Raw genomic sequence first — 12,145 nt, forward strand, 5'->3', positions numbered from 1 at the left:
TGGACACAATGTGCGCTGGAACATCGTGTTCGAGGAAGGGACGTCACGTGCGGGATCTGGTCGAGATCGGAATGGGCCGTACCGCTCGGCGGGCCTACGACCTGGACGACATCGAGATCGTGCCCTCGCGGCGCACCCGGTCGTCGAAGGTGGTCTCCACTGCCTGGAAGATCGACGCCTACCAGTTCGACCTGCCGCTGGTGACGCACCCGACGGACGCGATCGTCTCGCCGGGCACCGCGGTGGCGGTCGGCGAGCTGGGCGGGCTCGGCGTGCTCAACGCCGAAGGGCTGTGGGCGCGCCAGCCGGACGTCGAAGAGGCGATGTTCCGGATCGTGCGCGCGGCCGAGGAGGGCGACGGCGACCCGACCGCGCTCACCCGGGTGCTGCAGGAGATGCACGCCGCGCCGATCCGGCTCGACCTGATCTCCGAGGCGATCCGGACGGTGCGCGAGGCGGGCGTGACGGTGGCCGTGCGGGTGAGCCCGCAGCACGCCGCCGAGCTGACCCCGGACCTGCTCGCCGCCGGCGTGGAGATCCTGGTGGTGCAGGGCACGATCGTCTCCGCCGAGCACGTGGTGCGCGACGGCGACCCGCTGAACCTCAAGCAGTTCATCGCCGACCTCGACGTGCCGGTGATCGCCGGTGGGGTCGGCGACTACCGGACCGCGATGCACCTGATGCGCACCGGCGCGGCGGGCGTGATCGTCGGACACGGCGCCAGCCCCGGCGTGACCAGCACCGACCGCGTGCTCGGCATCGGCGTGCCGATGGCGACCGCGATCATCGACGCGGCGGCGGCGCGGCGCGACTACCTCGACGAGACCGGCGGCCGGTACGTGCACGTGCTCGCCGACGGCGGCATCAACGTCTCCGGGGACATCGCCAAGGCGATCGCCTGCGGTGCGGACGCGGTCATGCTCGGTGCGCCGCTGGCGGCCGCTTCGGAGGCGCCGGGGCAGGGCCTCTACTGGACGGCGGCGGCCGCGCACCCGTCGCTGCCGCGTTCGCGCGTGGCCGCCGGGCCGGACTACGCGGTGGACCTGAAGACGCTGCTGTTCGGACCGTCCTCGGACGCCGAGGGCGTGATCAACCTGTTCGGCGCGCTGCGGCGGGCGATGGCCAAGACCGGCTACTCCGACCTGAAGGAGTTCCAGAAGGTCGGGCTGACCATCCGGGGCTGACCCTAACCGGCCGGTAACTTACTGGTAGTCAGCAAGCGGCTCGCGGGTTATGGTTTTACCTGTGACTGCTCGTAACACCACCACGGACTACGACGTCGTAGTGGTCGGCTCCGGGTTCGGCGGCAGCGTCGCCGCGCTCCGGCTGACCGAAAAGGGTTACCGGGTCGCGGTGATCGAGGCGGGCCGCCGCTTCGCCGACGACGAGTTCGCGAAGACCTCCTGGGACGTGCGGCGCTACCTGTGGGCGCCGCAGCTCGGGTGCTTCGGCATCCAGCGCATCCACCTGCTCAAGGACGTGATGGTGCTCGCGGGCGCCGGGGTCGGCGGTGGGTCGCTGGTCTACGCGAACACGCTGTACCGGCCGCTCAAGCCGTTCTACACCGACCGGCAGTGGGCGCACATCACCGACTGGGAGGCCGAGCTCGGCCCGCACTACGACCAGGCGAGCCGGATGCTGGGCGTGGTGACGAACCCGACGGTCACGCCGTCCGACGAGGTGATGCAGAAGGTCGCCGCGGACCTGGGCGTCGCGGATTCGTACCACCCGACGCCGGTCGGGGTGTACTTCGGCGAGCCGGGCAAGCGGGTGGCCGACCCGTACTTCGGCGGGGCGGGCCCGGCGCGCACCGGCTGCACCGAATGCGGTTCGTGCATGACCGGCTGCCGCGTCGGCGCGAAGAACACGCTGGTCAAGAACTACCTGTACCTGGCGGAGCGGGCCGGGGCGAAGGTCATCCCGCTGACCACGGTGACCGGGCTGCGCGAGCGGCCGGACGGTTCGTTCGAGGTGGACCTGCGCAAGACCGGGAAGACCTCGCCGCGCTTCCGGACCACGGTGACCGCGGGCAAGGTGGTGCTCGCGGCCGGGACCTGGGGCACGCAGAACCTGCTGCACAAGATGAAGGACACCGGTGCGCTGCCGCGGCTGTCGGCCAGGCTGGGCGAGCTGACCAGGACGAACTCCGAGGCGATCATCGGCTCCGGGCGGCCGACGGTGGACCCGGCGCACGACTACACGCGCGGGGTGGCGATCACCTCGTCGATCCACCCCGACGAGATCACGCACATCGAGCCGGTGCGCTACGGCAAGGGCAGCAACGCGATGAGCCTGCTGCAGACCATCGCCACCGACGGCGCTTCGCCGGTGCCGCGGTGGCGGCAGGCGGTCCGGTTCCTGGTGCGGCACCCGATCCAGTCGGCGAAGCTGCTCAACGGGTACCGGTGGAGCGAGCGCACGGTGATCCTGCTGGTGATGCAGAGCCTGGACAACTCGATCACCACGTACACCAGGCGCGGCCTGTTCGGGCGGCGGAAGTACACCTCGAAGCAGGGGCACGGCGAGCCGAACCCGTCGTTCATCGCGGCCGGGCACGAGGCGAACCTGCGCACCGCCGAGCACATCGACGGCATCGCGGGCGGAACCTGGGGCGAGGTGTTCGACATCCCGCTGACCGCGCACTTCATCGGCGGCGCGCCGATCGGCACGGACGCCGCCTCGGGTGTGATCGACCCGTACCACCGGGCCTACGGGCATCCCGGGTTGTCCATTGTGGACGGTTCGGCGATCACCGCGAACCTGGGCGTGAACCCGTCGCTGACGATCACCGCCCAGGCGGAGCGGGCGATGTCGTTCTGGCCGAACAAGGGCGAGGTGGACCCGCGGCCGGCGCAGTCTTCGGGGTACGAACGGCTCGCGCCGGTGGCCCCGAAGAACCCGGTCGTCCCGGCGGAGGCGCCGGGCGGCCTGCGCCTGCCGCTGGCCTGACCGCCAAGCGTCCGAAATGTCCGAACCTGCTTTTGCCCGCAGAAGCCGGTTCCGCAGAGCTGGCTGCACTGCTCGCTGCGCTGGTTGCACTGCGCTGGCTGCGCGGTGCCGGTGACCGGCTCAGGGGCCGCCGCCGGAGCCGAGGCAGATGAACGGGCGGCGTAGCGGGTCCACGCCGACGGCGTCCGCCAGTGCGGTGGCCGGGGCGACGTTGGCGGCCAGTGCGCGGTGGTAGTCGTCCATCGCGGCGGCGGCCGGGTGGTCGCCGACCCGGCTGGCCGCGGCGACCACGGTGTGCGTCCCGCTCGCCAGCAGCGCGCCGGCGAAGCCGAGTGCCTCGTCGCCCGGTCTGATCAGGTTCAGCGCGAGTTCGCACGCGGCCAGCACCACCTGGCGCGGCGGTCTTCGCAGCGCGGCCACCTCGTGCGCGAACAACGCGCCGTCGGCCAGTTCCAGTTTCGAGAACAGCGCGTTGTCCGGCTCGTGCGAACCGTGCGCCGCGATGTGCGCCAGGTCGACGCCGTCCAACGCGTCGAGCACCGTGCGCACGTCGGCGCGGTCGGCGGCGAACTGCGTGGCGTTCCGGTGGTGCGCGGCGAGCTTGTCTATCTCACCGGTCGCCGCCAGCAGGTTGGGGCCGCGCACCAGGACGGTCCCGGTGGCCTCCGGCTCCGGTTTCGACGCGGCCAGCCACGCCGTCGCCGACGGTGCCACCACGATCGGCCGGTACCGCAGCGAGCCCAGCACGTTCCACGGCACCGCGTACAGCGCCCCGGTCGGCACCAGCACCGCCTCGCGGTCACCGAGGATCTCCAGCAGCGGCCGCATCAGCTGCGCGTCGAGCAGGTCGGCCTCCTTGCGCGCCGACGCCGAGATCGCCTGCAGCAGCGGTTCGGCCAGGTGGTCCGGCGCCATCGCGTTCAGGTCGGCGTGCAGCCGCCGCGTCCGCTCGGCGGCGTCGCGCGCCGAACCCAGCCGGACGATCCGCACCCGGCCGTCGTGCACGACCACCGCGAGCAGTTTGTCGCCGGAGGCCGCGAAGCTGATCAGCACCCGGTCGCCGAGCCTGGCCGCCACGTCCTCGACGGTGGCGACCGGCCGCGGCCGTCCCCAGCGGGTCGCCGCGTGCCAGCCCAGCCGCGTCGCCGCGTGCCGCAGTTCGTTGTAGCGCGCCTGCAACCCGGCCACCGGCCTGCCGTCCAGTTTGGCTTCGCGCAGCGCGTGCCCGACGTGGCGGATTTCCGCTATCGACTCGACCAGCTGCGTGTTCTCCAGCCCGGACACCTGCTCGTAGCGGTACATCTGCGCCCGCGTGCGCTCCAGCCAGTTGAACAGCTGACGCGCCTCGGTGGCCGACTCACCGCCGTCGAGCACCAGCCGCATCGCCAGATCGCCGAGTTCCTGGCCGTGCAACGCGGTGCCGGAGACCAGTTCCAGCCCGCCCATGCGGTCGCGTGCCTGCCCGAGTTCGGCCAGCCCGGCCCGCGCCTGCGCGAACGCCTTGCGCCGATTTCCCTGTGCCGCCGCCAGTTCCGCTTTGCACAGGCGCAACAGCATGCGGTGTTCGAGCGGGGTGTGTGGTTTCGGCCGCGGCACGCGGCGCAGCAGCTCGCCCGCTTCGTCGACCCGCCCGCGACGCACTTCCAGTTGTGCCGCAAGGGTTCTCGCCAGTGCGGCGTCCTCGCCGAGGCGCAGGTCGGACAGTCGCGCGGCGAGCTGCCCCGCGGTGGACACCAGCGCCGCGGGCACCCGGCCGCTGGACAGCGCGCGCATCGTGTGCACCCGGAGGCCGAGCAGTTCGGCGAGGGTGGCCCAGCCCTCGGTGCCGCGTCGCCGCATCCGGCGCTGCGCCGAACCCGCGAGCTGTTGCGCGGTGGGCAGATCACCTTCGAGCAGGGCCGCGGCGGCGCGGAACAACTCGGCTTCCCCGAGGTCCTGGCCGACCCGCTGGCGGCGCATCTGCGGCAGCACCTCGTCCAGGTGCCGCCCGGCCTCGACCGCCAGTCCGGCGCCGAGCAGCGCCTGCGCCTGGTCGATCCGCAGCCGGTAGAGCATGTCCGGGCCGAGTTCGAGGTAGGCGCGCTCGGCCTCGCCGTAGTGGTGCAGCGCCTGCGGCAGCCTGCCGAGCCGCTTCTCCAGGTCGCCCAGCATGTGCTGGAGGTAGGCGCTCTTCTGCGGGAAGTCGTACTCGGCGGCCAGTTCGCTCGCGTAGTCCAGGTCCTGCCTGGCTTCGGCGAGCCTGCCGAGGGTGACGAAGGTGAGCCCGCGGTTGCTCGCCGACGCGACCAGCGCCTCGGTCAGCCGTTCGCGGCTGTCGGCGGTGGCCTCGGCGACCAGGCGGCGGCGGTGCGCGATCGCCGACTCCATCAGCGGCAGGCTGGCCTCGTCGAAGCCGGCCCTGGAGAGCATGGTGCCGTGGATGTGGTCCATGAAGCCGCGGAGTTCGGTGCGGACCGGGCCCTCGGGCAGTTCGGTGAGGCGGGGGCGCACGGCGTCGAGGCGGGCGAGGCCGTCGGCGACCGTGCCGAACTCGGCTTCGGAGTAGGCGAGCCGGATCCACAGCTCGATGTGGAGCGCGAGCCAGCGGGCGCCCTCGGGGGAGATCGTCTCGAGCAGGGCGAGACCGCGCCGGAACAGGCGCATCCCCTCGCGCTCACGGCCGGCGTGCCGGATCCGCACGGCCGTCTCGTGCAGTTCGGCGACCTGGTCCAGTACCGCTTCGCGGGCACGGGAACGCCGGTGCCGCCGGGTCGCTCCGGAATCGTTAGGGGCGGCCACCCGACTATCAGACCACATGAGGACGCGGGACGAAGTCCGCCGGGCGGGGGGATCCCGCCCGGCGGAAGCTACGGCGATCGCCTCAGGACGCGGGGACGCTGGTGTTGCGCGGGCCCTGGGTGGTCGGGTCGGTGCTGGTGTTGCGCGGGCCGTCCGGGGTGGTGTCGGTGCTCGTGTTCCGGGGGCCCTGCGTGGTCGGGTCGGTGCTCGTGTTGCGGGGACCCTGGGTGGTCGGGTCGGTGGCGGTGTTGCGCGGACCCTGAGTGGTGGGGTCGACGCTCGTGTTGCGCGGGCCCTGCGTGGTCGGGTTCGTGCTGGTGTTGCGGGGACCCTGGGTGGTGGGGTCGACGCTGGTGTTGCGCGGGCCCTGCGTCGTCGGGTCGGTGGCGGTGTTGCGCGGGCCCTGGGTGGTCGGGTCGACGCTGGTGTTCCGGGGGCCCTGGGTGGTCGGGTCGGTGCTGGTGTTGCGCGGACCGTCCGGCGTGGTGTCGTCCGACTCCGGGGCCAACTCCTCCGTGGGCGTGCTCATCTTCGTTTCCTCCCTCGTGAATGCGCCGGCACCGGCGCAACCAACCTTTTCCGTACGCCGCAAGCTGATACCAAGATGCGACGCTGGGTGTCCGGATCGGGTTCCCCCCAAGGAACCTTGGCTGAAGGTACCGCACGAATGGAGGTATGGGAATTACTATGTGCGCAGGCCCTTTTCTGTATTAGTCCTAAAGAGTGATCCCGGTCAGTACCGTCACCTTCTCCTCGGTCAGGTCCGCCATCGCCGCCGGAACGCCCTCACGACCGCGTCCCGAGCCCTTGACCCCGCCGTACGGCATCTGGTCCGCGCGGTAGGACGGCACGTCACCGATGATCACGCCGCCGGTCTCCAGCTCAGCGGAAGCGCGAAAAGCGAGCCCGACATCGCGGGTGAAAACCCCTGCCTGGAGCCCGTATCGAGAATCGTTCACCGCCTCGAACGCGGCGTCGGCGGAATCCACCACGGAAATCGCGAGCACCGGGCCGAACACTTCTTCCGCCCAGACCTTCGCGTCCCGCGGAACGTCGATCAGCAGCGTCGGTTCGACGGTCGCGCCGTCCCGGCCGCCACCGGCGAGCACCCGCGCGCCGCCGTCGACCGCCTCGCCGATCCAGGTAACGATTCGCTCCGCCGCCGCTTCGTCGACCACTGGCCCGACCTCGACCTCGGTGTCGTACGGGTCGCCGGTCCGCAGCGCGCGCACCGCCTCGGTCAGCGCGGGCACGAACTCGTCGGCGACCGCGCGTTCGACGATCACCCGCTGCACCGCGATGCACGACTGGCCGGCCTGGTAGTTGCCGAAGGTGGCGATCCGCCGCGCGGCCCCGGCGAGGTCCGGCCAGTCGGCCAGCACCACCGCCGCCGCGTTGCCGCCGAGTTCGAGCACCACGTGCTTGCGCGCGGCCGCGTCGGCGATCGACCAGCCGACCGGACCGGAGCCGGTGAACGACACCACCGGCAGCCGCGCATCGGCCACCAGCGCCGAGGTTTCGGCATTTCCCAGCGGCAGCACGGAAAACGCGCCGTCCGGCAGATCCGTCTCGGCCAGGATCTCGCCCAGGATCAAGGCGGACAACGGGGTGCGCGGTGCCGGTTTCACGATGATCGGCGCACCGACCGCGAGCGCCGGGGCGACCTTGTGCGCCACCAGGTTCAGCGGGAAGTTGAACGGCGCGATGCCCAGCACCGGCCCACGCGGCACGCGCCGGACGAGCGCCAGCCTGCCCTCGCCGCCCTCGTCGGTGTCCAGCCGCTGCAACTGCCCGTCGAACCGGCGTGCCTCCTCCGCGGCGATCCGGAACACCGAGATCGCCCGCCGCACCTCGACTTCCGACCACTTCAGCGGTTTGCCGTTCTCCGCGGTGATCACCTCGGCGATCTCCTCGGCGCGTTCGGCGAGCGCGCGTGAGACGTGGTCGAGCACCGCGGCGTGCTGGTGCGCCGGGCGGCGGCGGAACTCGGCGGCCACCGAGGCCGCCTTCGCCACCGCGCGCTCGACCTGCTCCGGGCCGGGCACCGCGACCGTGGCGACTTCGAGGCCGTCGAAGGGGTGCGTGACCTCCATCGTGCTCGCGCCCTGTTCGGGCAGCCCGGCGATCCAGGCGGGACGGGGTTCGGGGGTGAATGCTTCCTCGTTCACGCGACCAGCACCTTCAGCGCCTTGCAGTCGGCCATCGCCTGGTAGGCGGCGGGGACCTCGTCCAGTGGCACGGTCACGTCGAACACCCGGCCGGGTTCGACGCGGCCGTCGAGCACATCGGGCAGCAGCTGCTCGATGTAGTTCCGCGCGGGCGCGACCCCGCCGGTGACGGTGATGTTGTTGCCGAACACGTACCGCCCGATCGGGCCCTCGGTGTACTGCGGCACGCCGACCCGGCTGACCCGCCCGCCGGGGCGCGCCACGCCGATGCCCATCTCGAACGCGGGCCTGGTGCCGACGCATTCGAGCACGGTGTGCGTGCCCCCGGTCAGTTCGCGCACCTTCGCGATGCCCTCCTCGCCGCGTTCGGCGACCACGTCGGTCGCGCCGAACTCGCGACCGAGATCGGTGCGGTCGCGGTGGCGGCCCATCAGCACGATGCGCTCGGCACCCAGGCGCCGCGCGGCCAGCACCGCGCACAGGCCGACCGCGCCGTCGCCGATCACAGTCACCGTTGTGCGTTCGCTCACGCCCGCGGTGACCGCGGCGTGGTGCCCGGTGGAGAACACGTCGGACAGGGTCAGCAGCGAGGGCAGCAACGCGGTGTCCTCACCGACGGGAAGCTTCACCAGCGTGCCGTCCGCCTGCGGCACGCGGACCGCTTCGCCCTGGCCGCCGTCGACCCCGTGCACGCCCCAGTTGCCGCCGTTGCGGCACGAGGTGTGCAGGCCCTCGCGGCAGAACTCGCAGGTGCCGTCGGAGTAGACGAACGGCGCCACCACCAGGTCACCGGTCTTGACCGTGGTGACCTCGGCGCCGGTGTCTTCGACGACGCCGAGGAACTCGTGCCCGATCCGCTGCCCCTGCTCGGTGGCCTCACGACTGGCGTAGGGCCACAGGTCGCTGCCGCAGACGCACGACCGGAGCACCCGCACCACCGCGTCCGACGGCGCGCGGAGCACCGGGTCCGGCACGTCCTCCACGCGCACGTCCCCCGCTCCGTAGATCAGCGTGGCTCGCATCCCCGTCCTTTCCTCGAAGTCATCACCTGCGACGATAGTGCGCGAGGAGAAGGAGGTCGGCGAGTGAACAGCAGCACCGGGCCGGTGCTCGTGGTGGACTTCGGGGCGCAGTACGCGCAGCTGATCGCGCGGCGCGTCCGCGAGGCCCAGGTCTACTCCGAGGTGGTACCGCACACCGCCGCAGTCGACGAGCTGCTGGCGAAGAACCCGTCCGCGATCATCCTTTCGGGTGGACCGTCCAGTGTGTACGAAGAGGGCGCGCCCGCGATGGACCCGGCGCTGGTCGAGGCGGGCGTGCCGGTGTTCGGCATCTGCTACGGCTTCCAGCTGCTGGCCAGGGCGCTCGGCGGCACGGTGGAGGCGACCGGCGCCCGCGAGTACGGCCGCACCGAGGTCAAGGTCAGCGGCGACGGCGGCGGCGTCCTGCACGCCGAACTGCCCGCGCGGCACCCCGCGTGGATGAGCCACGGCGACAGCGTGACCAAGGCACCGGACGGCGCGGTGGTCACCGCGACCTCCGAGGGCGCGCCGGTGGCCGGGTTCGAGGACACCGAACGCCGCATCGCCGGGGTGCAGTACCACCCCGAGGTCGGGCACTCCCCGCACGGGCAGGAGGTGCTGCGCCGGTTCCTGCACGAGATCGCCGGTATCCGTCCACAGTGGACCACGGCGTCCATTGTGGAGGAGCAGGTGGCGGCGATCGCCGCGCAGGTCGGCGACGGCCGGGCGATCTGCGGGCTGTCCGGCGGGGTGGACTCGGCGGTGGCCGCGGCACTGGTGCAGCGCGCCATCGGCGACCGGCTCACCTGCGTGTTCGTCGACCACGGCCTGCTGCGCTCGGGCGAGCGCACCCAGGTGGAACGGGACTTCGTCGCGGCCACCGGGGTCAACCTGGTCACCGTGGACGCGCGCGAGCGGTTCATGGACGCGCTCGCCGGGGTCACCGATCCCGAGCAGAAGCGCAAGATCATCGGCCGCGAGTTCATCCGCGTGTTCGAGCAGGCCGAGCGCGACCTCAAGGCGGAGGGCGACTACCGGTTCCTGGTGCAGGGCACGCTCTACCCGGACGTGGTCGAGTCCGGCGGCGGCGCGGGCACCTCGAACATCAAGAGCCACCACAACGTCGGTGGCCTGCCCGACGACCTGGCCTTCGAACTGGTCGAGCCGCTGCGGTCGCTGTTCAAGGACGAGGTGCGCCGGGTCGGGCTGGAGCTGGGCCTGCCGGAGACGATCGTGCACCGGCAGCCGTTCCCCGGGCCGGGACTGGGCATCCGGATCATCGGCGAGGTCACCCCGGACCGGCTGGCCACCCTCCGCGCGGCCGACGCGATCGCGCGCGAGGAGCTGACCGCGGCCGGGATGGACCGCGACATCTGGCAGTGCCCGGTGGTGCTGCTGGCCGACGTGCGCAGCGTCGGCGTGCAGGGCGACGGCCGGACCTACGGGCACCCGGTGGTGCTGCGGCCGGTGTCCAGCGAGGACGCGATGACCGCGGACTGGACCCGACTGCCCTACGAGGTGCTGGAGCGCATCTCCACCCGGATCACCAACGAGGTGGCCGAGGTGAACCGCGTGGTGCTGGACGTGACCAGCAAGCCGCCGGGCACGATCGAGTGGGAATAGCGGAAAGGGCCCCGGATCAGTCCGGGGCCCTTTTCCGCTTGAGTGGGTTATCGCTTCTTGCCGCTGAACGAAGCACCGAGCAGCAGCAGGCCGATCAGCACCGCGGCGCCGGCGACCAGCCACCGCGGGTCGAAGCCGGGCAGCGGCAGCGCACCGTCGGTCAGCACGTAGGCGCTGGCGCCGAGGGTGGCGATGCCGAGCAGCAGGGTGAACACGTCGAGCCGGCGCTTCACCGGGGTGGTTTCGGATTCCTCAGCCACGGCGCACCTCCACGCTGCCGGTCGACGTGGTCACGGTCAGGTTGTACTGGGGGCCACCGACGCCGTCGTTGCCGTGGTCGGTCACGGTGATCGGCGCGTTGCCGAGGCCGCTGTGCTCGCGACCGAGGCACTCGATGTCGCCGACCGAGCTCTCGCAGGTGACCTGGACGTCGGCGTCCTCCGGCACGATCACCGTCGAACTGCCGAGCGTCGAGCGCACGGTGGTGGTCACCGGGGTGCCCTCGGGCAGCTGGGTCAGGTCGAGGTCGATGTTGCCCGCGGTCTGCTGGTAGACCGGCAGCACCTCGCCCGCCGAGCGCGGCGTCGCGTCGATGTTGCCGACCCCGCCGCCGACCGCGTGGAACGGCACCGCGGTCAGCGCCACCCCGGCGATGGACAGCGGCACGGCCAGGCCGATCAGCCCGCGGCCGCCACCGGTGAGCGCACCGGCCACCATGCCGACCCCGAGCACCCCGAGCGTCACGCCGATGATGTGGGCCGGGCTGAACCACGCCACCCCGGTGAGGCCGAGCGTGGTCAGCACACCCGCGGTGACCAGCGCCACCGCGAAGGTGATCTTGCCGACCGGGGACGAGCGGCGCCGCGGCACCGGCGGCGGCGGTGGTTCGTCGGCGAGCACCGGAGCCGGGTGGGGATCGGGCAGATCCCAGGCGAACGGCGCCGCCCCGAGCGGATCCCACTGCGGGGGCGCGTCGGTGCTGCTGGACACGGTGGTACCTCCGTCGGTCATGGTGAAGCCCGCGTCGTGGCCGGGAGCGGGCGGCACGGCGGGACGGTTGAACTGGCCGCGACTGCGGTGCAGCAGGTACAGCGCGAGCAGGATCAGGCCGAGGCCGAAGAACCCGCCGCCGTCGAACCAGTTGCCGGCGAACGACCAGGGGATGACGAAGAACAGCGAGCAGGCCAGCACCACGGTGAAGGCCGGGTTCATCGACGTCCGGCCGCGGCCGATCAGGCCCTCGATCGGCGCGACCTCGTCGTGCTCGTCGGCGAAGAGCAGCCAGCCGATCACGTACAGGCCGATGCCGATGCCGCCGAACACGGTCGCGGCGACCAGCGCCACGCGCACCACCACCGGGTCGATGCCGTAGCGGTTGCCGATCGCCGCCGCCACACCCGCGACCTTGCGCCCCTGCTTGGGGCGGCGCGGGCGGCTCGCCCAGAAGTCCTTGACGGTCTCTTCGAAACCGTTGAGCCCCGGCTTCGAAGTTTCCGGCGGCTGCGTCGATGTCCCACTCATGCCATCGAGAATGCGCTCCGGACCGCCCCGGCACATCCGGGAAGTCCCCTGAACTTGCTCAGGGGTGGCGGGACCCGGGTCCAC

At 72.0% G+C, this 12,145-nt stretch carries 9 protein-coding genes; 3 read left to right on the top strand and 6 right to left on the bottom strand.

Annotated elements, in window-relative coordinates; genetic code table 11:
• Positions 1-47: 47 nt before the first annotated feature.
• On the top strand, positions 48-1,184 hold the full coding sequence (locus tag JYK18_RS16165) for a GuaB3 family IMP dehydrogenase-related protein (RefSeq protein ID WP_206802834.1): 1,137 nt from the start codon (positions 48-50) through the stop codon (positions 1,182-1,184).
• 61 nt (positions 1,185-1,245) lie between these two features.
• Positions 1,246-2,949 carry a GMC family oxidoreductase gene (locus JYK18_RS16170; protein ID WP_307795923.1) on the top strand — a complete coding sequence of 568 codons (1,704 nt, stop codon included), beginning with the start codon at positions 1,246-1,248 and terminating at the stop codon, positions 2,947-2,949.
• 120 nt (positions 2,950-3,069) lie between these two features.
• On the opposite strand, the gene JYK18_RS16175 is transcribed toward JYK18_RS16170, so the two are convergent.
• The 4 genes from JYK18_RS16175 to JYK18_RS16190 form a co-directional block, all read right to left on the bottom strand.
• Entirely contained in the window at positions 3,070-5,727 is a 2,658-nt protein-coding gene (locus JYK18_RS16175) for a CHAT domain-containing protein (RefSeq protein ID WP_307795924.1), read from the bottom strand.
• A gap of 82 nt (positions 5,728-5,809) precedes the next feature.
• On the bottom strand, positions 5,810-6,256 hold the full coding sequence (locus JYK18_RS16180; protein WP_206802837.1) for a hypothetical protein: 447 nt from the start codon (positions 6,254-6,256) through the stop codon (positions 5,810-5,812).
• Between the two features lie 187 nt (positions 6,257-6,443).
• On the bottom strand, positions 6,444-7,895 hold the full coding sequence (locus tag JYK18_RS16185; protein ID WP_374195021.1) for an aldehyde dehydrogenase family protein: 1,452 nt from the start codon (positions 7,893-7,895) through the stop codon (positions 6,444-6,446).
• A complete protein-coding gene (locus tag JYK18_RS16190) occupies positions 7,892-8,917 on the bottom strand; it encodes a zinc-dependent alcohol dehydrogenase family protein (RefSeq protein ID WP_206802838.1) in 1,026 nt (341 codons plus the stop codon). Before JYK18_RS16190 ends, JYK18_RS16185 begins: the two co-directional genes overlap by 4 nt.
• 63 nt (positions 8,918-8,980) lie before the next feature.
• Between JYK18_RS16190 and guaA the strand changes: the two genes are divergently transcribed.
• Positions 8,981-10,540: a glutamine-hydrolyzing GMP synthase gene (guaA, locus tag JYK18_RS16195; RefSeq protein ID WP_206802839.1), complete on the top strand. Its 1,560-nt coding sequence runs from the start codon at positions 8,981-8,983 to the stop codon at positions 10,538-10,540.
• 47 nt (positions 10,541-10,587) lie between these two features.
• Here the strand turns inward: guaA and JYK18_RS16200 are convergent, their stop codons facing one another.
• The gene (locus JYK18_RS16200; protein ID WP_206802840.1) at positions 10,588-10,800 is read right to left on the bottom strand and encodes a hypothetical protein; all 213 of its coding nucleotides are present in this window, start codon (positions 10,798-10,800) and stop codon (positions 10,588-10,590) included.
• On the bottom strand, positions 10,793-12,061 hold the full coding sequence (locus JYK18_RS16205) for a PspC domain-containing protein (protein WP_206802841.1): 1,269 nt from the start codon (positions 12,059-12,061) through the stop codon (positions 10,793-10,795). Before JYK18_RS16205 ends, JYK18_RS16200 begins: the two co-directional genes overlap by 8 nt.
• Positions 12,062-12,145: the final 84 nt, after the last annotated feature.

It is taken from the genome of Amycolatopsis sp. 195334CR (genome assembly GCF_017309385.1).
Classification (GTDB): Bacteria; Actinomycetota; Actinomycetes; order Mycobacteriales; family Pseudonocardiaceae; genus Amycolatopsis.